We start from the raw sequence: 24,166 nt of genomic DNA, 5'->3' as shown, positions 1-24,166 counted from the left end.
GCTGGACTTCGACGCCTGAGCCACGCTTGGCATCGACGGAGGTCCCCGTCTGGATCGTTAGACAACCCCTTTCACGGTCCCGTTAATTTCATCCTCCGTGCTAATACGGATATTGAAGAGAAGTTTGTGGTTCGATCACATGCGGCAGCGCTTCTCGGTAAAACCGGCACCGAACTGTCACCAAAAGAAGCGTTAGGTAAACGCGCCGACAACGGCGCGACGACGCGCGCAAGAAAGTCCTGCTCGTGAAGGACGATATGCACGGCCCACGTGAAATCGAAGCCGATCGGGAGCGCTCTCGCGACCGTCGCGGCGTGCCCTGCCGGGATCCGCAAGGCCCGCGTTTGTGGTAAACAGACGCTTACCCCGCCGCTACGACGGCCTGCGCTGCGCTAACCCAGGCGCGCGGCCGAGGCAACGTCGTCGGAGCGGTGCTCCGCGAAGCAATCGTTGACGGCGGCGAGCAGAGCGTGCGGCGTGAACGGCTTGCGCAGACAGCGTGCCGCGCCGAGCTCGAGCGCCATCCGGAGGAAATCGGGAGCGGGTGAATTCAGATTTGCGAAAGCGTAGCCGGACATCGCGATCAACGGAATGGTGGGCGCCCGCTCGTGGAACACCCTGATCGATTCGAAGCCGCGCATGTGCGGCATGAAGATGTCGATGATCATCAGATCGAACTGTCCGTGTTCGAGAGCACGCAGTCCGACCTCTCCTCCTTCGGCAATCGTCACCCGAAAATGGTTTAGCTGAAGATAGACCTCGATGGCCATGCACACCATCGGGTCGTCGTCGACAACGAGAATATGGCGCAGACTTTCTGTCCCCGTTTGAGCTTCCCGTTTCGGCGATTCAATAATTGAACCGTGGGGCACGCCTTTCTCCTCCGGTTGGGATCGAAGAACTGACGGTCGCGAACGTCTTTGGCGAAGCCAGGAGGACGGAAACGACGGACGCGAAATCTGCAGCCATGCGGCGTCATGAATCGGCGCGATGTCCGGTCGCTGTAACCACTCGTCCAATAGACGAGGCTGCGCGGACTGACCGGTGTCCGATCGCCGCGCGGATGCAGTGCTCCCGGCTCATGAAGGCCCCCCTGCCACTTTTTCCTGCGCGCCCTCACAGGACTGGCGCGAAGGTTCTCGAGCGAATCAGCGCGCTGTACTTATTTCCGCCGCAAATGCGGCAGCCCGTCTGCCCTCTAACGGGTATATGGACAGCACCACAACCTGTACAATATGCTTTTGTTACCGTGCAACTGAACGACGCAGCAGGGCGCTGCATCGATCTTAGGTCGAACGCGCCGGAATTGATCCTGAATGACCACGAGCGGCTTCCCGCCCAATCAGTTGCTGCAAATGCTCGATGCGGCAGATTTCGACCTGCTGCGCCCCCATCTCGCGACAGTCGAAATGGTCAGGGAATCTGTCTTGGGCGAGGCGGGCGCCGCGTTGCGATACGTCTACTTCCCGCACGGCGGGTCCATTTCGATCACGCTGGGCTTGTCCGAAGGACAAATGATCGAGATCGCAATGCTGGGGCGCGACAGCGTCGTGGGCAGTGGCGCGGCGCTTGCCGACGGCATCGCGCCGGCGGACGCGGTCGTGCTTTTCCCCGGCACGGCTTCCATGCTTGAAATCGCGGCTTTCCGGACGATCGCCGCCGCGAGCGTCCCGTTTCGAAATCTGATGGTGCGTCATGAGCAGGTCCTGCTCGCGCATGCGCAGCAATCGTTGCTCTGCAATACGCTGCACCCGGTCGAGGCCCGGCTGGCGCGCTGGCTCTTGCGCGCCCGCGACCTGTCCGACAGCGCGATCCTTCCGCTGACACAGGAGACGCTGGCACAGATGATGGGCGTGCGGCGCAACGCCATTTCTCTCGTCGCGCATGCACTGCAACGGGCCGGCATTATTCGCTACACCCGCGGGCAGATCGAAATCATCGACCTGCGCGCGCTGGAGACGACGTCCTGCGACTGCCATTCGGCGGTCAAGGCCACCCATTCACGCCTGCTCGGAGCGCTGCGGTGACGAGAAGTCGATGCGGCCGTTCTGCATGCCGAGGTGCACACAGCGCCGCGAAGGTGACCGTCGCACTCGGACAACTTGTCCCAATTGCCTATATATCCCGACGGGAACATGATGGAGCTTGCCCGTGCCGGGATCCGCAAATTCGCTCTCGCAAGTCCCTGCCTGACGAGACGGGAGGCAGTTTTGGAAACGATGGTGCGTCCGTCCAACGGTTTCCTGTCCGCGCTCACGGCGGACGATTATGAGCTGATCCGCCCATATCTGCACACGGTCGAGCTGCCGCACGAAGCCGTGCTGGTCGAGACCGGCGAGACGCTCAAGCGCGCGTTCTTTCCCCACCGCGGCGTCATCTCGCTGGTGGTGAACCTCGCCAAGGGCGAGCATGTGCAGGTCGCCATGATCGGCCGCGACAGCCTGCTCGGCACGCTCTCGACCATGGGCGATACTTGCGCGCTGAACACGGCAATCGTGCTGGTTCCCGGCGTCGCGTCGGTGATGGATCTCGACCGGCTGCGCATCGCGGCCGACCAGAGCGGCACCCTGCGGACGTTGCTCACGCGCCACGGGTTGGCGGTCTACGCTCAGGTCCAGCAGACCGCGGGCTGCAACGCCGCCCATCCGGTGGAATCGCGGCTGTCGCGCTGCCTGTTGCACACCCATGATCTGTCGGGCGACTACCGGCTGCTGCTGACCCAGGAGGCCATGGCGCAGATGATCGGGGCGCGGCGCAACAGCGTGTCGCTGGTCGCTAATACCTTGCAGCAGGCCAATTTCATCCACTACAGCCGCGGGCACATCCAGATCCTGAACCTGGACGGCCTGCGCCAGACCGCGTGCGAATGCTACGCAACGGTGAAAGCCCAGTACGACCGGCTGCTCGGCCAGCGCTGACCGGCGCCGTCGCGTGGTAAACCTGCGGCTAACGCCGGCCTGCAAACACCTGCCGTCCCGCTACCGGAACTGAAATTCAAATGCCGTAGACACGGGCCGGACCTCGCGACGGACGCGCCGCGCGACAAACGGACCGTGACCAAGGCAGGCAAAGCCATGTTTGAAATGACCGCTGCGCCTGCGCAGGCAGCGCTCGATGCCGAGCCCGCGCGCGAGCCGGGCGCGTACGCGGCGCTGGTGCGCGAGATCGGCGAGGACGGTGCCGGCGAAGTGCGCGCCGTGTTCTGGAGCGAGACCTGCGCGCGCCTGCAACTGTTCCGCACGCTCGCGCTCGCGCAGCACCACGCGAAGATCGCGCGCGAAGCGCATTCGCTGAAGAGTGCGGCCGGGACGTTCGGCTATGCCAGGCTCGCGGCGCTGGCGCTGCAGCTGGAGAAGACCGCGGAGACGCTCGGTGAGGCCGAATTCGGTGATCTGCTGTCGCGCATGGATGCCGCCTACGCCGCCGCGCGCGCGCAGGAGCCGCAGGCATAGCGAGACCGATGCAACCCCGCCGTACTTCTACGGTTTGGGATTTTCACAGATGGCTAATCATAGGTGGCGATAGTCGCGGGAAACCAGGAGGGTTTCCATGTTCACCTACGAGACAGTGGACCAGAAGGAGGTCCGTCGCTTCCGTATCGCGCAGTTCAACGGCCGGATGGCGACGGTGAAGGCTGGCGAGTCGACGGTGACCGGCTTCGTGCGCTCGGTGCTGGAGCAGGAATCGAGCACCCCTCCCCGCTGGACCATCACGATCATTCCGAACGCGCCGAAGGAAGAGATCAAGCCGCTGCGCCCCATCTCGCGCGCGCGCGCCTTCTCCGAAGACTATTTCTGAACGCGATCGGCTTCTCCCGCCCCCGCGCCGCCACCGGCGGCGCAAGACAAGAACCTCAATCGATTGAATGCAGCAGCGCCGCGCGGACGAGGTCCGCGGTATTGCGCGCACCGAGCTTGCGCATCGCCTCGGCGCGATGGCTCTCAAACGTGCGCGGACTGATCTGCATCCGAAGCGCACCCTGCTTGTTCGAATAGCCCTCACTGATCAGCCGGAGCACCTCGCGCTCGCGCTTGGTCAGCCGCTTCTGGCCCGACAGGCCCAGGAGTTCGGGACTCGGCACGCGCTGCGGCTGCGGCGCACGGGCGATCTTCGCTTCGGCGTCCTCGATCCGGGGCGGGATCGGCGAGTCAACCTTGTGGGGGCCGGCAAGCTGCTTGACCAGGCCGCAAACGCGCTCGGTCTGCGTCAGCGCATTCTCCACCACCCGCTGCAAATAGGCACGGTCGCCCGTAGCCGGCGCGAGCTGATCGCTGTGATGCTTGATCTCGCCCATGTAGAGCAGGAGCGCAGTCAGGGGGCCGTTGAGCTCGCGGGCGATGGCAGCGGCCATTTCGTCTGCGGCCTTGGCGCGAGCGGCGTTCAGGCGGACGAAATCGAGCTCTTCAGCCGGAGCAGCGCTGCTTTCGTACCATTCCGACGGCCGCGAATCGGTAGCCGTATCGTTCTGTGACCCCATGTGACCTGTTTAGCGGAACCCGGGCCGATCTGTGGTTAACTTTTTGCTCCGTAAGACTACGGTAATTTTGGCAGTTTTGCGCTAAAACACCGGCGTCGGCACAATTTATGCTTGCGCGAAGCTTGCCTTGACCATGCAAGGGTTGAGAATTTCGCCCACTTCCTGGGCAGACGGGCCGAAGCCTCCTTAACCGCCGTCGCCCGGACGGTCCTCCGCCGCCCCCGGATTTTACGGATAAATTAACGGCGACTTGCTTCTCTAGAGCCCGATTGAGAGCGCGCAAATGCCTCCATGCATTGAGCCCGTAGGCTTGCTGGAATCGTTGCGGAAGATTGCGTGCCATGAACGAGATCGATCGGCTGACCGAATTCTTGCAGAGGCTGACGCCGCTGTCGCGCAGCTGTCTGCTCAGCGAGCTCGAACGGCTCGAGCTGTGCGGCATCGACATGCCGGGCTCGGCCGACGTCCAGGCCCGCCTGCGCGCCGAGTTTCGCAAGGACGGTTCGACCCAGGCGCGCGCCACCAGCCCCTCGCGTTATTTCTTCGCCCCGCTCGAGCTGCTGCTGATCGACGGCGCACCCGAGCATGCCAATATGGGGCGAATTTCGCGCAACACCCTCACCCCGATCTGGGAGTGGATCTGCCGCGATCTGCTGCCGACCATGGCGCACGACTACATCAAGGCGATCAACGACCAGGTCGCCGCCAACAACCCGAAGGAAGTGCTGAAGGTCGCGTCGATCTTCCAAACCAAGGTCGTCAAGGTCCTCGAGAACACCCTCGCATCAGCGGAGAGCGCCGAGTTCGCCCGCGGCAAGCTCGCGCAATACACGGCTTCGCGCAGCGCCTTCGACGACGTGAAGAAGATGCAGCAGGTGCTGCGCGCCGGCGCCGCGCTGCCGAAGTTCAACGAAAAGCTGCCCGAGAAGATCGCGAAATTCGACGACGGCCAGGTTGCCCAGATCACCGCGCAGCTCGATGCCTTCAAGAAGGCTCATCCCGAGGCGCTGCCCTTCGCGCTGGCGCTGGTGGCGCGGCGGCTGAAGACGTCCTGGCAATTGGTGCGCCTCGCCACCAAGGCCGCCGCGAGCAAGAGCGCGGCCGACGTCGCTGCCGCGCCCTATGCCTGCGTCGTTGCCATGGTGCTCGACCGGCTCGACGACAAGCGCCTCGCGCTCAGGATCGCTCTCCGGCACAACCGGGTGCTGGTCGCCCGCGACCTGCTCGCCGAAATCTACGACACCGAATATGCGCTCAAGGTCCGCATCGACGGCATCGAACATTGCGAATGGGGCGTCCGGCTCCAGCAATTGATGGACGCGATCGCGGCGCTGGTGGCCGCCGAGGTAAGCCGCTTCCCGGCCAATGTCGGACACATTCTCGGCTCGCGCCGGCTACGCAGTCACGATACGCTCGGCGGCAAGCTGTCCTACCTGGCGTGGAAGGGACGCGATGCCGTGCAGGACGGCGCGGCGGCGTTTCGCAAATTGATCGGGCAGACCTGACCTCCGGCAGCGCACTCAATGCGCGCGCGGCAGGCACAGGAAGCGATCGAGAAATCGCCCTGACAGCACGAACCTGAACCACCAATACAATATCCGCCGCGTCGTCATTGCTGCGATCCTCGACAGCCCACCACCGGCTGCCTGAAGCAATAGCGCAGGTGCAGCAAACCGCATGTGATCTGCTTCACACTTGCGCGGTCGCGGCCACGCATTGTCGCAGAACCGTCACGAGAAGAGGCGGAACATGCGCGCATCGCGCGAAAATGAGTTCTTCGGCCGTAGCTGCCGCTCTTATCCTCCGATGCACGGCATGAGCATTGGGAAGGAATCCGCGATGAGATCGAACCGACGGACATTGACGATGGCGGTCCTGCTTGCGGGCGCGCTGGCGCTCACATCGACGACGATGGCACAGACGTCGCCGCCGCAAGGCAATGCCGCGCCGACCGCCGACAACGCCGTGCTGCTCACCGTCTTCTTCAAGCACGACCAGTCCCGCCCGCTCAACGAGCTGAATGCGCAGCTCGATAGGCAGGGATTCCACAAAGCGTTTCCGCCGCCCGGAATCGAGGTCGTGAGCTGGTACGTGATGATGGGCATCGGCCAGGTGATCACGCTGCGCCTGCCGGCTTCGCGGCTGCGCGAGGTCAATCGCGTCATCGAGGATACCGCGTGGGGCTCGTACCGCACCGAGTTCTATCCGACCTATGACTACAAGGCGGTCGGGATGGCTCAGCACGACAAAGCCACAGCCAATTGAGGCGAGCGTTATTCAATTGGGCGACACGCGAACGGCTTCGTCCAATTGCAGGACACCGGTCTTGATCTCGCAGCGGCCGCATCTTTCAAAAATCTCTCGCGATGACCGTGTCATGCGCCCGTCACGCACGGTCAGACGTAAAGACTCTTCGAAGAAGATCCGAACAATTTTAGGAATGATGAGGGCTTTAACGTTACCCAGATAATCCGACAATCGACTGAAGCCCTCCATATTTGAAACTGCTCCCATCGCTAACACCGTCGCGGAACGGGAGTGGTTTGCGATGAACGATCAAATTGTAGAACTCGCCGGCGGAAGGCCCAGAACCTTCGGACGGCGAAAGGTAACGCCGCGCGCTTGCGTCGCCGACGGCAAGCGCCATCTGCGTGCTTTCCTCGCCGAGGTGCTGGAGGATCTCGGCTTCGTCACGACCGAATGCGCCAGCGCGGAGGAGCTGCAAACCGTACTGACGCGCGAGCTGCCGGATCTGATCCTGCTCGGAATCGCCGCCGACGGCATCGAGCCCGGGACATTTCTGCAGACGCTGGTTCGCGAGGCATTCGACGGCAAGGTTCTCGCCGTCGGCGCCCGCGAGTCGATCATCGTCAGGGCCGTGCAGCAGGTCGGCGAGGAATATGGCCTTGCGATGCTGCCGCCGCTGACCACGCCCTTTGCCGCCGAGACGCTGCGCGAGCGCGTCGCGATGCTGCTGCCGGAGGAGCCGGCGCCGAGCCCGGCCGTGCATGTCGGCGAGGCCCTGCATGCCGGCTGGCTCGAGCTCTGGTATCAGCCCAAGATCGACGCGAGGACGCTGATCCGCAACGGCGCCGAGGCACTGGTGCGGATCCGCCATCCGACCTGGGGCGTGGTGCCGCCCGCCTATTTCATCCCCGAGGCGCACGATCCGCATCTGCGCGACCTGTCCGATTTCGTGATCGGGCGCGCCGTGCAGGACTGGCACTATCTGCTGGAGCACCAGAGCCCGGTCGATCTCTCGATCAACCTGCCGGCCTCGTATCTGAAGGAGCCGCAGGCCGTGCGCGATCTCTGCCGGCGCGTGCCGACGCATCCGGCCTTCGGCGGACTGACGATCGAGATCGACAGCGAGGAGGCGATCCGCGACCTCGATCACCTCGCCGAGGTGGCGCGGGAAGTGCGCCTGCACAATATCGGCCTGTCGATCGACAATCTCGGCGCCAACTGGCCGTCGCTGATGGACCGGGACAGGCTCCCCTTCATCAAGCTGAAGGCCGACCGGCACTTCGTCACCGGCAGCGGCAATGACCGCCTCAAGCGCACGGTGTGCCGCCACATCGTCGAGCTTGCGCAGGGCTACGGTGCGTGCGCGATCGCCGAAGGCGTCGAGAGCCGCGCCGACCTCGTCGCCGCAAACGAGCTCGGCTTCGACTTCGTGCAGGGCTTTCTGTTCGGCAAGCCGATGCCGCTGAAGAAGTTTGCCCGTTCGACGCTGACGAAGACGGTGATGGAGTGAGCGCGTTCGCGGCGATCGCGCTCGCAAGCGTGCACTGTCGATTGCTTCGAAGCGCTTCCGGCGTGCCACGCGCGGGTGTCGTGATCCCGCGCGCGTTCGCCGTGATGCAAGGCAATTCGGAGAACTACGCTGTTTCCGCGCGAACATCCGTCGGCTGCGGCAATGGGCTGTCGTCAGGCAAACCGCCGCGCGAAGAAGACGCAGACGACGACGAGCGCGGTCGCGGCGATCATGCCCCATGCGACCGGCTCATGCAGCAGGAGGCCGGCAAGCGCGAGACCGAAGAACGGCTGGAGCTGCTGCAACTGACCGACGCGCGCGATGCCGCCGATCGCAAGGCCGCGGTACCAGAAGATGAAGCCGACGAACATGCTGAAGATCGAGACGTAGGCGAGCCCGATCCAGGCCGGCGCACCGACGCCGCTCCATGTCGACGGCCAGGTCAGGATCGCGACCGGCACCATCAGCGGCACCGCAAGCAGCAGCGCCCAGGAGATCACCTGCCAGCCGCCGAGGCGGCGCGACAAAGCGGCGCCTTCGGCATAGCCGAGCCCGCACAGCACGATCGCGGCGACCATCAGCAGATCGCCGGCGAGTGACGCCGAGCCGTCGTTGGAGAGAGCAAAGCCGCCCACCGTGGCGCTGCCGAGGATCGCGAACAGCCAGAACAGCGGTCTTGGCCGCTCGCCGCCGCGCAGCACGGCGAAGATCGCGGTCGAGAGCGGTAAGAGGCCGATGAACACGATCGAATGCGCGGAGGTGATGTGCTGGAGCGCAAGCGCCGTCAGCAGGGGGAAGCCGACCACCACGCCGATCGAGACGATGGCGAGCGAGGCGAGATCCTTTCGCTGCGGCCGCGCCTGACGGAGCAGGCCGAGCACGGCCGCGCCTATCAGCGCGGCGATGACCGCGCGCGCCGACGTCAGGAACAGCGCGGAGAAGCCGCCGACCGCCACGCGCGTCGCCGGCAGCGAGCCGCTGAAGATGATGACGCCGAGAAGCCCGTTGCCCCAGCCGCTGCCCGCCGATTGCATGTCCGCCTCGTCTTCTTGGGCGGCGATACTCGGCCTTCACCGGTGGCAAGAACAGCCACAATCCAGTACAATCCGGCCAAACTGTATGGGTATGGAAGGCAGTACACCTTGGACAGCGGGGCGCTGACGAAAGGCCGGGGCGGCACCCGGACCGTTGATGTGATGAGCGCGATCCGCGCCAAGGTCGCGGGCCGCGCGCTCGGTGCCGGCGACCGCCTGCCGTCGATCCGCAGCCTTGCCGCGACGATGGGTGTTTCGCCCTCCACCGTCGTCGAGGCCTATGATCGCCTCGCCGCCGAAGGCCTGATCCGCCCCCGTCGTGGCTCCGGCTTCTACGTCTCGCCGACCGTCACGCCGCCCCTTGCGTTGACCGAGGTCGAGCCGCGCCGCGACCGGGAGGTCGATCCGTTCTGGGTTTCGCGGCAATCGCTCGATGCCGACGAAAGCGTGCTCAAACCCGGCTGCGGCTGGCTGCCGCCGGAGTGGATGCCGGAAGAGGCCTTGCGCCGCGCCGCTCGCGCGCTCGCCCGCACGGATGCGAGCGTATTGACCAATTACGGTTCGACATCCGGCTCCCTCGCCCTGCGCCGGCTGCTGCTGACGCGGCTCGCGGAAGACGCAATCGAGGCTTCGGCCGACCAGTTGATGCTGACGGGTTCAGGCACGCAGGCAACCGACTTGATCTGCCGCTTCCTGCTCCGTCCCGGCGACACCGTGTTGGTGGACGATCCGTGCTACTTCAATTTTCGCGCGCTGCTGCGAGCGCATCAGGCCAGGATCGTCAGCGTTCCCTACACGCCGTCGGGTCCGGATGTCGCGCGCTTCGAGCAGATTCTCGTCGGCGAGCGGCCACGGCTCTACATCACCAATTCAGCGCTGCACAATCCGACCGGCGCGACGCTCTCGCTCCAGACCGCACACCGGCTGTTGACCGCGTCCGCGGCGCACGACCTCACCATCGTCGAGGACGACATTTTTGGCGACTTCGAGCCGGAGCGCTCGCCGCGCCTGGCCGCACTCGACGGCCTCAATCGCGTGATCCGCATCGGCAGCTTCTCCAAGACGCTGTCGGCCTCGGTGCGCTGCGGCTACATCGCAGGGCGCGCCGACTGGATCGAGCATCTCGTCGATCTCCAGGTCGCAACCAGTTTTGGCGGCCCGAGCCCGGTCGCGACCGACATCATCGCCAGGGTGTTGGCCGGCGGCAGCTATCGCAAGCACATGGACGAGCTCAGGCAAAGGCTCACGCGCGCCAGGCGCGAGGTGGCACGCAAGCTTCAGGCGCTCGGCATCGAGCCCTGGCTGATGCCGAGCGGCGGCTTCTTCCTCTGGTGCCGTCTCACGGGCGGACAGGATGCTACGTCCGTTGCGCGCGCGGCACTCGAAGAGGATATCGTGCTCGCACCGGGCAACGTGTTCAGCGTGTCGCAGACGGCATCGCGCTTCATGCGGTTCAACGTGGCGCAGATGAGCGATCCGCGGATGTGGGACGTGATGCGACGAGCGTTGAAGGCCAAATGATCGGCGCCTAGGACGCTGGTTTGAGGTCGAGCCGAGTTCGGCCGACAGCGATGCTCTCTCGTTCCCTCCGTTGGGGGAGCAGGCGAGTCTCATCTCATCGGGTCTTAGTACAACGGCTCCTCGTACACCGGCTCGCCGTCGAGCAGCAGGCGCTTGATCGCGGCGCGGCCTGAGGGCAGCACGGCGGCGACGACCCGCAGCTTCTGCTGGTTGCGGGCCTGCTCGAGCTTCTTGCCCTCGCCTTCGGGCACGAAATAACTTTCGAGACCGTATTTGATTGTGAGCTTGTCGCAGAAGGTGCGGCCGGGCGAACCGCAGGAATAGGGGACACGGCCGCGGATCAGCACTTCGGGCGCCGTAACCGCGACAGGCTCGGCGTGAACCGAGACGGCCTCGTAAAGCCCGTTGACATTGGGCGCCAGCTTGACGAACACGACGGAATTGCGCTCTCCGGCCGGCTTGCCGGCGAGCGCGCCGGCCGGCAGTTGCGAGATGTCGTAGCGGAGCACGACATAGTCGCCGCGCAAGAGATCGCGGGGATCGACCGGCTGCGTCTGCAAGGTCACCTCACGGCCTTCGCGCAGGATCTGCATGCGATCGGCGACCATCAGGACCAGCAGCACGCATTGGACCAGGACGGCGACACCGAACAGCACAGCTTTCGGGATGCGCTGCCAGAGCCTGATGACGGAAGCGACCAGTTCCATCATCGCCCCGCCCTCGGCAGTGCGCGATTGAGCGCGGTTGCAAATGCGACGGCAACGACGCCGGCCGCCGCAAGGAAGGCCGAGCGGCGCAGCAGCGAACCCTTCACCGCCCAGGTGATGCCCGCGATGACGCCGGCGATCCCGAGCCAGCCGGCCACGATCCGCGGACGCACATCATCGAGCATGCCGGAGACGACGAGGCTGAGCATGGCGCAGAGCAGCGCAGCGTAGGCGAACCAGGGCTCTCCGGCGGTGGATACCGGCCACAGCGGAGCTGCGAGCAGGGCGAGCCCGATTGAACATCCTGCAAGGATCTCACCCGCGCGCTTGGTGATCCCGGCGGACGCGAGAGCGAGGATCACACCCGCGGCCCCGCACAGGATCACCCAAAGCGGCTGGGCTGGCGCACTGCCGGTCCGAAAGCGGATGATATCGTCGACCGTCGTCACCTCCAGGAAAGCGACCACGGCCAGCGAAAACGCCCCGTAAATCGATAGAACGGTCCCGAGACGAAGCGCTCTCGGCGACGGCGCTGCGGCGATCGCGAGCCCGGCGCCGAACAGCAAGGCGGCACCGTTCGCGAGCACGAATGACGGCTGAGCACCATCGAATTCGAAGCGAAGCGACGTCGCTATCCACCACGGCAGCGCCGCGATCGCGACGAGGTGGGCCGCGACGCGGGAATTCCACGCAAGCGCAAGAGCGGCGGCGAGGAGCCACACCGCCACGAACGGAAGATGCAGCGCATCCGGCGCGTCGTAAGTCCGCATGCAGGTCCAGATGCAGGCGGCCACGAGGGCGACCGCAAGCGCGCCGCGCGATTCGGTCAGCAGCGCCGCTGCGAACGCGCCGATCGACCACAGCAGCATGCCGCCGGCAAAATCCTCGCCGAGATGGTACATCTGACCGACCAGGGCAATACCCGCGCCAAAGATGACCGCGCCGATGCTCGCGCAGAGATCGGCAAGAATCGTGCGCCGCTTCGCCGCGAACCACGCCCCAAGGCCCCCTGCGACAACCATGCCGGCAATCAGGATTCCGAACCGCAACAGCCGCGCGATCTCCGTCCAGTGCGCCGCGACGAAGGCGAGGAAAGCGGCTGCGATCAACAGGCCGCCAACGATGCCGACGACCACCGCGATGTTGACGCCGGGCGACAACGGCGGCAGCGCATTGCGGATCGAGACGGCGGCCGCCGGCGCGATCACGCCGTCCGCTTCCCATTGCGCCAGATCAGCTTCGAGGCGCTGCCGGTAGGTTTTGTCGAACATCGTCGTGAATCACCTCGCTCCCAGCCGGCCGGCGGGCTGCTGTTGGTCGGGCCGCGACGGTAGCAGGTTCAACCCGTCACTGCTGCGGTTGCGGCACACCGGGTTGTGGATTGCTGCGCAGTCAGCCGACAAGGCTCCGTTCGCGGATCGCCTGCGCACCCGCGAGAATGCCGCGCTGGAGCGCGCGTGCGGCCGGCGACAGATCGCGGCCGATGCGCCAGGAAGCTGCCCTCGCGGACGGTGCTGACAAACGGTCCCATAGCCTGAAGGCGATCTATCTTTTCATATTCTGCAAAAGAGATGCTCGGACTGCGCCAATGGTTTGAAGAGACTCAAGGCTGTAGCCTTCGGTCAACATGGCCGTAAACGGCCACGCTGCAACGGGGGGACTGCATCCATGGAATTCTTGGCGCAGCAGCGCGGCTATCATCAGACCTCGCGACAGGTGATCAACAACGCGGTCGAGCAGACCGGCGCGCGCAGCGGCCTGAGCGGTCGCCCCGTCGGGACGGTGAGGAGAGCGCTCCTGTGTCTCGTCGCCGCGACGACGCTGGCGCTCCAGGCCGGCGCCGCGGGGGCCCAGACGGCCGCGGAATCCTGGCCGAACCGCGCGATCACCTGGGTGGTGCCGTTCGGGGCTGGCGGCGTCACCGACCTCGTCTCGCGCAAGATCGCGGAGCTGCTGCGGACGCGGCTTGGGCAGCCGGTGGTGGTGGAGAACCGACCCGGCGCTGGCGGGACCATCGGGACAGAGTTCGTTGCCCGGGCCCAACCCGACGGCTACACCGTGCTCTACGCCTCCGGCGGGCCTATGACGATCCAGCCGAACCTGGGGCTGGCGAAGTTCAACTACGACCCGCTCAAGAGCTATATCCATGTCCGCGGCGTGAGCTCGGCAAACCAGATCCTCGTCGCAACCTCGGCAGCGCCCTACAGCACGCTGGCTGAGTTCGTCGCCTACGCGAAGACCAACCCGGGCAAGGTCAACTTCGGGTCCCCCGGCCCCGGCACCGCCCAGCACCTCGCCGGCGAGATGTTCCAGGCGGCCGCCGGCATCAAGCTGACCCATGTGCCCTACAAGTCGGGCTCGAGCCAGATGACCGACATGATGTCGGGCATCCTGGACGTCTCCTTCGACTACCTCACCGTGCTCAGGCCGCTGATCGACACCGGCAAGGTCAAGGTGCTCGGCACCACCGGCACGGCGCGGCTGGCCGCGTTGCCCGACGCGCCGACGGTGCTCGAGGCCGGCTACCCGGACGCCGTCAGTGTCGGTTCGACCTGGGTCTCGGTCCCGGCCGGGACCGACCCGAGAATCGTGGGCAAGCTCTCTGAGGCGCTGGCCGCGGTGCTCGCCGACCCCGGCATCGTCGCGGACCTCGCCACCAACGGCCAAGTGTCGATTGCCGACAAGGGGTCGGCCGAGATGGGACCGTTCATCGTCGAGGAGACCGCACGCTACAAGCGGGTGATCGAGAGCGCGGGCATCGCCGCGCATTAGCTCAGGCGCACGGTTGCGGGCATCGCACACTCGAGGGAGCGGCCGTCGGCGTGGCGCCGACCGATCGTGACGCCAGTTCTAGTTCGCCTTGATACCGGCTTCGCTGATGAGCTTGCCCCATTTCGCGCTTTCGCTTTGAATGAAGCGACCGAACTGCTCCGGCGACATTGGCGCGGGCTCTGCGCCGAGGGTCCTGATCTTCTCGGCCACGGACGGGTCCTTCAGGGCTTTCGTGAAAGCCTCGTTCAGCCTGGCGACGATGTCGGCGGGCGTGCCGGCCGGCGCAACCAGCCCGAACCAGCCGACGGATTCGAAACCCGCAATGCCGCTCTCGGCCAGCGTCGGCACATCCGGTAGGGATGCAAGGCGGCGCGCTGAGGAGACGCCGATCGCGTTGAGCTTCCCTTCGAGGATCAGTTGCTTCGATGCGGGAATATCCAGCACAGCAAAGGGGACATGTCCTGCGAGGACGTCGACCGTCGCGGGCGCGGTCCCGCGATACGGGACCAGCTCCATGGCGATCCCGGTCCTCTGCGTAAACAGCGCGGCCGTCAGATGCATGGCCGTCGAATTGCCGCCATGTCCGATCGACAGCGCACCCGGCTTTGCCTTGGCGAGCGCGACCGTCTCCGCCGTCGTGTGCGCAGGTATGTTCGCGGAGGCGACGAGCACGAAGGGAATTTCCGCAAGCAGCGTGATCGGCGCGAGATCCTTCAGCTCGAACGGCATCGACGAATTGAGATGCGGGTTCACCGTCAGCGCGCCCGCCGGCGCGACGCCGAGCGTGTAGCCGTCGGGCTTGGCCTGCGCGACCGCGGCCATGCCGATGTTGCCGCCGGCGCCGGCGCGGTTCTCGATCACCAGGCTCTGCTTGAGCTCGGCGGTGACGAGCGGCTCGAGCGCACGGATCACGGTGTCGGCGCTGCCGCCGGGCGGGAAGGTCACGATGATCTTGATCAATTGCTCCGGATAGGCGGCTTTGCCCGCCGTCAGCGGCAGCACGGCGAAAGTCGCGACCGTCAGCACGGCCAGAATGCGGCGCCTTGCAACGTGAAACACGTTCCCCTCCTCGGTACGTTCTTGTTTGTGAACCACGACCGGGCCGCCTGCGCCGCCAGACCGTCCGCTTCAAGTTGCCTTACGCTGCAGCGCCGGTGATGCGCGCCAGCAAGCCTTGTGGATCCGCGGGCGCGACCTGCCCGCGCCAGGCGATGTGCTGGTCGGGCCGCGCCAGCACCAGCTTCTCGGCATAGGTGCCGTTCGCCTCATCGGGCGCGATGTCGACCAGCGCGAGCGGGATGCCGCGCTCCCTTGCGGCGGATTGCAGCCGCGCCACGTCGATCGCCGGGTCGAACCGCAACAATGTGTAGCCGGCTCCGAATGCATCGTAGAGCGATCGTCCGTCGCGCAGGAACAGATGCGGCGCGCGGGCGCCCGGCACAGTGGAGGGCGTGAAGCTGCCCATCGCGTAAGCCGGCGGCGTTTCGCCGTCATAGGCAATGATCGGCGAGGCATCGTAGTAGTAGCCGAAATTGAGACCCGCGCAGCAATATTGCTGCACGTTGAGATCGCAGGCCGCCCTGGCCAGCGTTGCGCGCGCCGCCTGGCCGCGCGGCGTGTCGTCCTCGATCTCCGCGGACACGCCGCCGCGCTGCGCCATCATCTTCATCGCGTGGTCCATCGCGAAGCGCGACACCTGCTCGGTGATGGGCTGACGCTCCGCTTCATATGCGTCGAGGATCGAAGCCGGCGCCCAGCCGTTCAGATGCGCCGCCAATTGCCAGCAGAGATCGACAGCGTCGGCAATGCCCGCATTCATGCCGTAACCGGCATAGGGCATCCACAGATGCGCGGCGTCGCCACAGATGAAGACCCTGCGGTCGCGGAAGCGATCGGCCACGAGGCGACGCCCGACCCAATCTTCCTTGCTGAGGACGCGGTATTCGAAGCGCTCGTCGACGCCGAGGATGGCGCGGATCGCCCAGTCGCGATCGACCGAATCGAACTCGGGCTCGTCGGGCTTCAGATGATTGTGGATCAGCCAGCGGTCGTGGCCGTCGATCGCAACCGTCGTGCCCGAGCGTCGCGGGTTGAGCGAGAGCACCATCCAGGCCGGCTTGTGCGCGCCCATCAGCTCCTTGAGCTGCGGGGCTTCGATGAAGGTCGATTGCACGCGCTGGATCACCGGCGTGCCGGAGAGGCTCGCGCCGATCGATTTGCGAACCAGGGAACGGCTGCCGTCACAGCCGATCACGAAGGACGCTTCGATGCGAAGCGAGCTCCCGCTGTCGAGGTCGCGCGCCAGTGCGACCACATGGTCGTCGCCCTGTTCGATGTCAGTGATTTCCGTGCGCGCCAGAATGGTGATGCGCGCTTGAGCGGCCGCATGGCTGAACAGGATCGGCTCGAGGTAGACCTGGTTGATCCGGTGCGGCGGCTCGGGCGTCGGCCACCAGGTGTCGGGACCGCCGGTTGCGCTGTAACGGCGCGCGCGGGAGGGAATGTCGATGCGGCACAGCTCGATGCCGGTCGCCGTGGTCCGATAGGAGCAATCGTTCGGGAAGTCCGCCGGCAGGCCTGCGTCGCGCAGCTTTGCGGCGACGCCGAGCCGGCGGAAGACTTCCATCGAGCGCGCCGAGACGTGATTGCATTTGACGCTGGGCGGATCGCCGGCATGGCGGATCTCCGCGACGACGACGTCGATCCCGCGCGAGGCCAGATCCATCGCCGCGGTCAGTCCCACGGGCCCGGCGCCCACGACCAGCACCTGTGTCCTCATGCTCGTCTCCGCTCCCCTTGCCGTACGGCGGATTCTCCGACCGCGCGGCATGCATTTTATTGCAGGCTCGCTTATGAGATAAGCCAGAAAGAACTCATCAATTCATGAGCCCTGCCTATGAATGTCACCTTGCGCCAATTGCGGGCCTTCACCGGCGTCTATCGCACCCGCAGCATCACGCGGGCCGCGCGCGAGCTCGGGATCACGCAGTCGGCGGCTAGCCTGTTGATCCAGCAGCTCGAAACCCAGCTCGGCGTCAAACTGTTCGATCGCTCCACGCGATCGGTGCAGCCGACCTTGGCGGCCGACGAGGCGTTTCATTCCGCCGAACGGATGCTGGGCGATGCGCTGGGCCTGTCACGGCGCATGCGCGACCTCGCGCAAGCGCGCGCCGGCCGCGTCGCGTTTCTGGCATCGGCCGGCGCCGCCTCGGCGCTGCTGCCCCTGGTGCTGGCGAAATTCCGTGCGGCCCATCCCGACATCGAGATCGACATGCGGGATGTCGCCGCCGACGATCTCGTTCCGCGCCTGATCGCAACCGACGCGGAGTTCGCCATCGGCAGCGTGGAAGGTGAATTCGCGGAGATGACGATCGAGACGCTGACCCGCGGACGCCTGAGCGCGATCGGCCGGAGCACAGCCGACTTCGCCGCGCGGCGCGCGCTGACATGGGACGAACTGGCACAGCTCCCGACGATCGCGATGCGGCGCGAGACGCGGATCCGCATGCAGATCGATCAGGCGCTTGGCGCGCAGGGCAAGCACCTCAATCCAACCTATGAGGTGACGCTGATCAACACCGCGCTCGCCATGACCGCGCAGGGCCTCGGCCTCGCCATTCTTCCCGCGACGATGCTGCCGGCCGATCAGTTCCCGACGCTGATCGCAAGACCTCTGATCCGCCCGGCCATCACCCGGCCGGTGTCGCTGCTGCAGCGTCAGGGCCGGACGCTGTCGCCGGCGGCGCAGGCGTTCGTGGCGATGGCGCGGACGGTGCTGGCGGGTCCGTAATCAATGTAGCCCCTGCTCGGGCTACTCCGCCAGATTGTGCTGCTGCCAGCGCAGCAGATAGGCCTGCAATCGCCAGATCAGCGCGGACAGCGCAACGCCGACCAGCATCAGCACGATGACGGCGACCATCATGCCCGAGGCCTCCGCGCGCGCTTCGGACTCGATGATCAGGCGTCCGATTCCGCGTTCCGCGCCGATGAACTCGCCGACGATCACGCCGATCAGGGCGAAGGAGATCGCAGGCGTCAGCGAGGCGAAGACCCAGGCCATGGTCGATGGGATGACCACCGTGCGGGTGATCTGCCACTCGCTGGCGCCGAGCAGCCGCGCCGCGTTGACAAAGCCCTCGTCGATCGAGCGCGCCCCCTCGAACGTGTTGAAGAAGACGAGGAAGACGACCACGATCCACGACGTCACGACCTTCGAGGTATCGCCGATGCCGAAGGCCAGCACGATGATCGGGGCCAGCGCGATGCGCGGGATCGAATTCACCGCGGTGATGAAAGGCTGGAAAATGGCGCTCAGTCGGTCCGAGCGGCCCAGCACGAGGCCCGCGGCAAAGCCGCTGCTGACGCCGGTCGCGAAGCCGAAGAAGGTGTTCTTCAGGGTGACGGCGGTCGCGATCCAGAGATTGTTCTCGGATCGCGCCATGCAGCGGGCGAATTCGCCATTGAACCAGCCGTTGAACACGCCGAGCTTGGACTTGAGACAGCTCAGGATCAGGAAATGCTCGAAGATGTCCGAGGGTCTTGACACGAAGTAGGGGTCGAGCAGATCAGGCACCAGCCAGGGAAGCCGGCCGTGCAGATCGTAACCCCATTGCCAGATCGACAGGAAGCAGGCGCAGATCGCCATTTGCCAGGCCAGGGTCCTGCCGGCGTTGCGCGCGCGTCTCATGGCTTGCGGCCCTTGATGAACTCTTCGCCGAGCGAGTGCCAGATCAGCTGGAACAGCTCGGCATAACGCGGCGTCTCCCGGATCTTCACCGCATTGCGTGGGCGGGCAAAATCCACATCGAAACTCTCCTTGATCCGGCCGGGCCGCGCGGAGAACAGAATGATGCGGTCTGCCAGCGTCAGGGCTTCGCCGAGATCATGGGTCACGAACAGCACGGTCTGCTGCTCGCGTTCCCAGATGCGAAGCAGCACGTCGTGCATGTCGATCTTGGTGTGGGTGTCGAGCGCGCCGAACGGCTCGTCCATCAGCAGGACCTGCGGCTCAACGACCAGCGTTCGCATCAAAGCGGCGCGCTGGCGCATGCCGCCGGACAATGCAGAAGGGTAGGCGTTGCCAAAGCCCTCCAGCCCGGCCTGCACCAGGCAGGCACGGACACGCTCCTTTCGCTCCGCCACCGGGACGCCCGCCAGCTCCAGGCCGTAGCCGATGTTGTCGGCGACTGTCCGCCAGGGAAACAGCGTATCGCGCTGGAACACGTAGCCGACGTCAGACGCCGCCCGTCCGGGGACAACAGGCGTTCCGTCGATCAGAATCTGACCGCTGGTCGGCTTGACCAGTGTCGCTATCATGTTGAGGACGGTGCTCTTGCCGGAGCCGGATGGCCCGAGCAGGGCGACGAATTCGCCGCGCCGGACATTGAAGGAGACGTCGCGCACCGCCTCGATGGCGGTGCCCGCCAGCTGGAAAGTCTTGCACAATCCGCGCACGTCGATGCGCCGCATCTCAGGCGGCGCGTCGGCGTGCGGCGCATGTAAGGCCTGCACGCTCAAGCCGGATAGGCCTTGCGTGCCGCTTCGATGAAGCTGGTGGTGACGACGTCGGCCATGGCGAGCGGCTTGATCCCGGTCATTTCACGGAACCAGACCTTCTGCCCGCGTGCAAAACTCTCCGCATCGATGACGCATTCGTAGTCGGTGACCTTCTTCATGATCCCAATGTCGAAAACATTCGCATCGCGCGACGTGCTCCCGACATAAGGCTCGATCGCATCGTAGATCTCTTCGGGGGAGTGCTCCTTGATCCACTGGGTCGCGCGCCACAGCGCCGTGACGAACGCCTGCATCTTCTGCGGGTCCTTGTCGATGGTCGACTGCAAGGTGAAATGAGACGTCACCGGGACCTTGCCGCCGATATACTTGGCCCAGACCGCCTCGTCGGTTCCGTCGAACAACAGCGCGCCCCAGCCCTGCTCGATCGAATCCTTCAGGATCGACGGCGAGTTGATGAGGACATCGACCTGTTTCGTTTTCAACGTCCCCATCATGGTGTCGACATTGCCGGTGCCGATCCAGGTCACCTTGTCGTCGAGCCCCATGGTTTCCAGGTAATAGGAGGCCCAGACGTGGTTGGTGCCACCAAGCGACGATACCGCAACGATCGGCTTGCGTCCGTCAGGCCGCTTCCACTTCGCCAGCGCCTCCAGCGTGGTGATGCCCTGATCGAACAGATCCTTGCGGATGATGAAGATCGCGGCGTTGCTGCGGGTATCGACCGGCATCAGCACGCGCGCGCTGCGGCCGTGATTGCTGAGCTGCATCGGGTGGGTGATGTCGCCGATGCCGATATCTCCCTGGGACGAAGCAATGATCTCACGGGTCTTCACGCCGCTGCCGCCCTGGATCAGCTTGCAGTCGAGGCCGGCCTCCCTGAAGAACCCGGCACGGTCGGCGACGAATTGGGACTGATACACCGGAATGGCCACCGGGTAGATCACGCGGCCCGACGGGGTATCCGCCCACGCCCGCCCCGCCGCCATGGAGACACCGGCGCCAGCGACAATCGTCAGCGCCGACCGTCTTGTGACCCGAGTTCTCATCACGCGTGCTCCCTCTCCTTGCCGACCACCTTGTCGAGCGCGTTCAGCACCGCATCGCCCATCTCCTGGGTCGAAAGTCTTTTTGCGCCGGGTTCGGCGATATCGGCCGTTCTTGCGCCGGCGGCCAGGGCCGTATCCACGGCCTTCTCCAGCAGCGCGGCATCTTCAGGTCGATGGAGGGTAATGCGCAACATCATTGCGACGCTGAGGATCGAGCCAAGTGGATTGGCGATGCCCTTGCCCGCAATGTCAGGCGCGCTGCCGTGAACCGGCTCATAGAGCGCCTTGCGACGTCCGAGCCGGTCCGGCGGCCCGAGCGAGACCGACGGCAGCATGCCGAGCGAGCCCGACGCCATCGCCGCGCAATCGGAGAGAATGTCTCCGAAGATATTGCAGGTCACCATGACGTCGAATTGCGAGGGTGCCCGCACGATCTGCATCGCGGCGTTGTCGACATAGAGATGCGTCAGCTCGACATCGGAAAACTCCGCTTCATGCAGCGCGGTGACCTCCTCGCGCCACAGCACACTGGTCTCAAGCACATTGGCCTTGTCGACGGAGCAGACCCGGCCCTTGCGCGTCCGTGCCAGTTCGAACGCGGTTCGCGCCACCCGGCGGATCTGGCTGGTGGTGTATTGCTGGGTGTTGAAGCCGCGGCGCTGGCCATCGGGCAGCGTTTCGATGCCGCGCGGCTCGCCGAAATAGATGCCGCTGGTGAGCTCGCGGATGATGATGAAGTCGACGTCCTTCAGCACCGCGGCCTTGAGCGGCGCGGAGTCCGCCAGCGCCGGATTGGCGACGATGGGCCGGAGATTGGCATAGAGGTCGTATTTGCTGCGCAGCGACAAGAGGCTTCCCGCCTTGCGCGCGGCCGGAGGGACCTCCGTCGTCTCCGGGCCACCGGTCGCGCCCCAGAGGATCGCGTCGGCCTCCTCCATCGCCTCGACGGTGTCATCCGGCAGCACCTTGCCTGTCGCGAGATACGGGATCAGACCGTATTGCGCTTCGCGCAGAATCACCGGAGCGCCGCGCCGGTCCGAGAACCATTTGAGAATGCGATGGGACTGATCGGTCACTTCCGGACCGATGCCTTCACCACCGACCACGGCCACCGTGATCGTGTTCGAGAGCGTGTTCATGCCTGATGTCCTGCAAAGTGAATCCACGGCCGCGCGGTGCGGTCGGATGCCTGGAATCCGCGGATCTCTTGGTCGCGCCGCAAGGTCAGCGAAATTTCGTCGAGGCCTTCGAGCAGGCCCGCACGTCTGCGCGGATCGATCTCGAAGACGTGCCTTAACCCCGATGGCGAGGTGACCGTCTGCTCCTGCAGATCGACCGTGAGGCGTCCCGCGCCCTGGCTCGCTTCGATGTCGGCGGCGAGGCTGTCGATGATGGCCTTGTCCAGCACCACCGGCAGGATGCCGTTCTGGAAACAGTTGGCGAAGAAAATGTCGCCGAAGCCGGATCCGATGATGGCGCGGATACCCATCTCCTGCAGCGACCACACCGCCGCCTCGCGCGATGAGCCGCAGCCGAAATTCGGACCCGTGACCAAAATTTCCGCCGCGCGATACGGCTCGCGATTGAGGATGAACTCCGGATTGTCCGAGCCATCAGGCAGATAGCGGAGCGAGCCGAACGCCCATTTGCCGAGACTGCCGCGGACGGAATTTCCGATCATGCGATTGATGCTGATGATGACGTCCGTATCGACATTGGTGCGCATGATCGGCGCGGCAATCGCGGTCAACTTGGTAAAGGGCTCCGCCATCTAGCGCTCCATGGTTCGGACATCGGCGATGGCGCCGGAGACCGCCGCCGCCGCGGCCATGGCCGGGCTCGCCAGATGGGTGCGGGCACGCGGCCCTTGCCGGCCGATGAAATTCCGGTTCGACGTCGAGACCGAGCGCTGGCCGGGCGGCACGGTTTCGCCGTTCGCGGCGAGGCACATCGAGCATCCGGGCTCGCGCCATTCGAAGCCCGCGTCGATGAAGATCTTGTCGAGCCCCTCGGCCACCGCATCGCGCTTGACGGTCTCCGAACCCGGCACGACCCAGGCGCGCACGCCGGGCGCGACCTTGCGGCCGCGCGCGACCTCGGCCGCGGCGCGCAGATCGCTGAGACGGCTGTTGGTGCAGGAGCCGATGAAGACCCAATCGACCTTCGTGCCGGCGATCGGCGCGCCGGGCTTCAGGCCCATATAGTCGAGCGCGATCTCGATCGCGCCGCGGCGCGCGGGATCGGCAATGTCTCGGGGATCCGGGACGCGGCCATCGACACCGAGGACATGCTCCGGACTGGTGCCCCAGGTGATCTGGGGGATGATGGTGCCGACATCGATCGTCACCTCGCGATCGAACATTGCGTCGCTGTCGCTCCGAAGCGTCCGCCACGCCGTGACGGCCCGCTCCCACATCTCACCTTGCGGCGCGTAGGGACGTCCCCGGACATAATCGAACGTCGTCTGGTCCGGCGCGATCAGCCCCATCTTGGCACCGAGTTCGACCGACAGATTGCAGATGGTGAGCCGCCCTTCGATCGGCATGCCCCTGATCGCGCTGCCGGCGTACTCGACCGCATAACCGGTGCCGCCGGCGGCGCCGACATGGCCGATCAAAGCGAGGATGAGATCTTTCGCCGTGACACCGAACGGCATGCGGCCGTCGAACGTCACGCGCATGGTTTTCGGCCGGCGCTGGATGATAGTCTGGGTCGCCAGCACATGCGTGAGCTCGCTGGAGCCGATGCCGAAGGCAAGCGCGCCGAGCCCGCCATGGGTGCAGGTGTGGCTGTCGCCGCAGACGATCAGGCAGCCGGGCAGGCTGAGACCGAGCTCCGGCCCGATGACATGGACGATGCCCTGCCCCGGCTGGTCGATGTCGAACAGCCGGATGCCGCTGGCGGATGTCTCGGTCCGCAACGCCGCCAGCAGCTCCTGCCCGGTCGTGATCGTGCCGGCGCGCCCGGACGCCGTGGAAATCGCATGATCGGGCGTGGCAAAAGTCAGCTCGGGATTGTGGACCGGGAGGTTGCGGCTCTTGAGGTCGATCAGCCCGCGGGAGCCGCCGAGATCGTGCAGCAGATGACGATCCACATGAAGCAGATCGGTGTCATCGCTGACATGGGCGATGACATGCTGGTCCCAGATTTTGGCCAGCAGCGTGCGACCACGCGTGTCCACGATCCGTCCTCCCCTGATCGGCATCTGACGTGCCGTAGTGCCGCCGATCATGCCGACCGAGGGCAATCCTGGGAAGCAGGATAGAAGCGCGTCCCGCAAATGTGCAGTGACGGTTTGGCAGGGTGCCATCGCGGCCGGCGATGGCAGGCGTTGA

General features: G+C 65.4%; 24 protein-coding genes. 10 read left to right on the top strand and 14 right to left on the bottom strand.

What is annotated here, in order from left to right:
- Window positions 1-392 precede the first annotated feature (392 nt).
- Complete coding sequence (locus tag AB5K84_RS02350; protein WP_011083226.1) at window positions 393-872, bottom strand: response regulator; 480 nt, start codon at window positions 870-872, stop codon at window positions 393-395.
- A gap of 444 nt (window positions 873-1,316) precedes the next feature.
- Here AB5K84_RS02350 and AB5K84_RS02345 point away from each other — a divergent pair, with 444 nt between their 5' ends.
- The 4 genes from AB5K84_RS02345 to AB5K84_RS02330 all read left to right on the top strand — a co-directional run bounded on the left by AB5K84_RS02345 (window position 1,317) and on the right by AB5K84_RS02330 (window position 3,798).
- Window positions 1,317-2,027, top strand: a complete 711-nt coding sequence (locus tag AB5K84_RS02345; RefSeq protein WP_011083227.1) for a Crp/Fnr family transcriptional regulator — start codon at window positions 1,317-1,319, stop codon at window positions 2,025-2,027.
- Between the two features lie 192 nt (window positions 2,028-2,219).
- Window positions 2,220-2,918 (top strand): Crp/Fnr family transcriptional regulator, encoded by a 699-nt coding sequence (locus AB5K84_RS02340; protein WP_171463725.1) that lies wholly within the window; start codon window positions 2,220-2,222, stop codon window positions 2,916-2,918.
- Between the two features lie 156 nt (window positions 2,919-3,074).
- The gene (locus tag AB5K84_RS02335; protein ID WP_038965048.1) at window positions 3,075-3,452 is read left to right on the top strand and encodes an Hpt domain-containing protein; all 378 of its coding nucleotides are present in this window, start codon (window positions 3,075-3,077) and stop codon (window positions 3,450-3,452) included.
- A gap of 97 nt (window positions 3,453-3,549) precedes the next feature.
- Complete coding sequence (locus AB5K84_RS02330) at window positions 3,550-3,798, top strand: hypothetical protein (protein ID WP_011083230.1); 249 nt, start codon at window positions 3,550-3,552, stop codon at window positions 3,796-3,798.
- 55 nt (window positions 3,799-3,853) lie between these two features.
- On the opposite strand, the gene AB5K84_RS02325 is transcribed toward AB5K84_RS02330, so the two are convergent.
- Window positions 3,854-4,477 carry a helix-turn-helix domain-containing protein gene (locus AB5K84_RS02325; RefSeq protein WP_011083231.1) on the bottom strand — a complete coding sequence of 208 codons (624 nt, stop codon included), beginning with the start codon at window positions 4,475-4,477 and terminating at the stop codon, window positions 3,854-3,856.
- Between the two features lie 341 nt (window positions 4,478-4,818).
- On the opposite strand from AB5K84_RS02325, the gene AB5K84_RS02320 reads away from it, so the two are divergent.
- Window positions 4,819-5,982, top strand: coding sequence for a hypothetical protein (locus AB5K84_RS02320; RefSeq protein ID WP_011083232.1), 1,164 nt, complete (start codon window positions 4,819-4,821; stop codon window positions 5,980-5,982).
- 334 nt (window positions 5,983-6,316) lie between these two features.
- On the top strand, window positions 6,317-6,742 hold the full coding sequence (locus AB5K84_RS02315) for a hypothetical protein (protein WP_162494187.1): 426 nt from the start codon (window positions 6,317-6,319) through the stop codon (window positions 6,740-6,742).
- A gap of 12 nt (window positions 6,743-6,754) precedes the next feature.
- Here AB5K84_RS02315 and AB5K84_RS02310 read toward each other — a convergent pair whose 3' ends face one another.
- Window positions 6,755-6,973 (bottom strand): hypothetical protein, encoded by a 219-nt coding sequence (locus tag AB5K84_RS02310; RefSeq protein ID WP_133414997.1) that lies wholly within the window; start codon window positions 6,971-6,973, stop codon window positions 6,755-6,757.
- Window positions 6,974-7,025: 52 nt separating this feature from the next.
- Between AB5K84_RS02310 and AB5K84_RS02305 the strand changes: the two genes are divergently transcribed.
- On the top strand, window positions 7,026-8,234 hold the full coding sequence (locus AB5K84_RS02305) for an EAL domain-containing response regulator (RefSeq protein ID WP_011083234.1): 1,209 nt from the start codon (window positions 7,026-7,028) through the stop codon (window positions 8,232-8,234).
- A 173-nt stretch (window positions 8,235-8,407) separates the two neighbouring features.
- Here AB5K84_RS02305 and AB5K84_RS02300 read toward each other — a convergent pair whose 3' ends face one another.
- Window positions 8,408-9,268, bottom strand: a complete 861-nt coding sequence (locus AB5K84_RS02300; protein WP_011083235.1) for a DMT family transporter — start codon at window positions 9,266-9,268, stop codon at window positions 8,408-8,410.
- Window positions 9,269-9,430: 162 nt separating this feature from the next.
- Between AB5K84_RS02300 and AB5K84_RS02295 the strand changes: the two genes are divergently transcribed.
- Window positions 9,431-10,789 carry an aminotransferase-like domain-containing protein gene (locus tag AB5K84_RS02295; RefSeq protein WP_051000229.1) on the top strand — a complete coding sequence of 453 codons (1,359 nt, stop codon included), beginning with the start codon at window positions 9,431-9,433 and terminating at the stop codon, window positions 10,787-10,789.
- A gap of 104 nt (window positions 10,790-10,893) precedes the next feature.
- Here AB5K84_RS02295 and AB5K84_RS02290 read toward each other — a convergent pair whose 3' ends face one another.
- Window positions 10,894-11,499 (bottom strand): GDYXXLXY domain-containing protein, encoded by a 606-nt coding sequence (locus tag AB5K84_RS02290; protein WP_011083237.1) that lies wholly within the window; start codon window positions 11,497-11,499, stop codon window positions 10,894-10,896.
- The gene (locus AB5K84_RS02285; protein ID WP_011083238.1) at window positions 11,496-12,767 is read right to left on the bottom strand and encodes a DUF2157 domain-containing protein; all 1,272 of its coding nucleotides are present in this window, start codon (window positions 12,765-12,767) and stop codon (window positions 11,496-11,498) included. The genes AB5K84_RS02290 and AB5K84_RS02285 overlap by 4 nt, the downstream gene beginning before the upstream one ends.
- Window positions 12,768-13,164: 397 nt before the next feature.
- Between AB5K84_RS02285 and AB5K84_RS02280 the strand changes: the two genes are divergently transcribed.
- Window positions 13,165-14,268 carry a Bug family tripartite tricarboxylate transporter substrate binding protein gene (locus AB5K84_RS02280; protein ID WP_011083239.1) on the top strand — a complete coding sequence of 368 codons (1,104 nt, stop codon included), beginning with the start codon at window positions 13,165-13,167 and terminating at the stop codon, window positions 14,266-14,268.
- 78 nt (window positions 14,269-14,346) lie between these two features.
- Here the strand turns inward: AB5K84_RS02280 and AB5K84_RS02275 are convergent, their stop codons facing one another.
- Together AB5K84_RS02275 and AB5K84_RS02270 are read right to left on the bottom strand one after the other, a co-directional pair.
- Window positions 14,347-15,327, bottom strand: coding sequence for a Bug family tripartite tricarboxylate transporter substrate binding protein (locus tag AB5K84_RS02275; protein ID WP_038965041.1), 981 nt, complete (start codon window positions 15,325-15,327; stop codon window positions 14,347-14,349).
- A gap of 79 nt (window positions 15,328-15,406) precedes the next feature.
- Window positions 15,407-17,047, bottom strand: a complete 1,641-nt coding sequence (locus AB5K84_RS02270; protein WP_038965042.1) for an FAD-dependent oxidoreductase — start codon at window positions 17,045-17,047, stop codon at window positions 15,407-15,409.
- Window positions 17,048-17,164: 117 nt separating this feature from the next.
- Between AB5K84_RS02270 and AB5K84_RS02265 the strand changes: the two genes are divergently transcribed.
- Complete coding sequence (locus AB5K84_RS02265; protein ID WP_011083242.1) at window positions 17,165-18,058, top strand: LysR family transcriptional regulator; 894 nt, start codon at window positions 17,165-17,167, stop codon at window positions 18,056-18,058.
- Between the two features lie 21 nt (window positions 18,059-18,079).
- On the opposite strand, the gene AB5K84_RS02260 is transcribed toward AB5K84_RS02265, so the two are convergent.
- From AB5K84_RS02260 to leuC, 6 genes are read right to left on the bottom strand one after another with little or no spacing between them, the layout of a single operon-like run.
- The gene (locus AB5K84_RS02260) at window positions 18,080-18,955 is read right to left on the bottom strand and encodes an ABC transporter permease (protein WP_011083243.1); all 876 of its coding nucleotides are present in this window, start codon (window positions 18,953-18,955) and stop codon (window positions 18,080-18,082) included.
- Window positions 18,952-19,737: an ABC transporter ATP-binding protein gene (locus AB5K84_RS02255; RefSeq protein WP_051000230.1), complete on the bottom strand. Its 786-nt coding sequence runs from the start codon at window positions 19,735-19,737 to the stop codon at window positions 18,952-18,954. The genes AB5K84_RS02260 and AB5K84_RS02255 overlap by 4 nt, the downstream gene beginning before the upstream one ends.
- A gap of 44 nt (window positions 19,738-19,781) precedes the next feature.
- Window positions 19,782-20,831, bottom strand: a complete 1,050-nt coding sequence (locus AB5K84_RS02250; RefSeq protein WP_038965044.1) for an ABC transporter substrate-binding protein — start codon at window positions 20,829-20,831, stop codon at window positions 19,782-19,784.
- Window positions 20,831-21,970: a 3-isopropylmalate dehydrogenase gene (gene leuB, locus AB5K84_RS02245; RefSeq protein ID WP_038965045.1), complete on the bottom strand. Its 1,140-nt coding sequence runs from the start codon at window positions 21,968-21,970 to the stop codon at window positions 20,831-20,833. Before leuB ends, AB5K84_RS02250 begins: the two co-directional genes overlap by 1 nt.
- The gene (leuD, locus tag AB5K84_RS02240) at window positions 21,967-22,602 is read right to left on the bottom strand and encodes a 3-isopropylmalate dehydratase small subunit (protein WP_011083247.1); all 636 of its coding nucleotides are present in this window, start codon (window positions 22,600-22,602) and stop codon (window positions 21,967-21,969) included. The genes leuB and leuD overlap by 4 nt, the downstream gene beginning before the upstream one ends.
- Window positions 22,603-24,036: a 3-isopropylmalate dehydratase large subunit gene (leuC, locus tag AB5K84_RS02235; protein ID WP_370161170.1), complete on the bottom strand. Its 1,434-nt coding sequence runs from the start codon at window positions 24,034-24,036 to the stop codon at window positions 22,603-22,605.
- Window positions 24,037-24,166 lie beyond the last annotated feature (130 nt).

Source organism: Bradyrhizobium sp. 1200_D9_N1_1, from assembly GCF_052075915.1.
Taxonomy (GTDB): Bacteria; Pseudomonadota; Alphaproteobacteria; order Rhizobiales; family Xanthobacteraceae; genus Bradyrhizobium; species Bradyrhizobium diazoefficiens.
The sequence above is the reverse complement of the archived record's forward strand: the minus strand, read 5'-3'. Positions and strand labels throughout refer to the sequence as shown.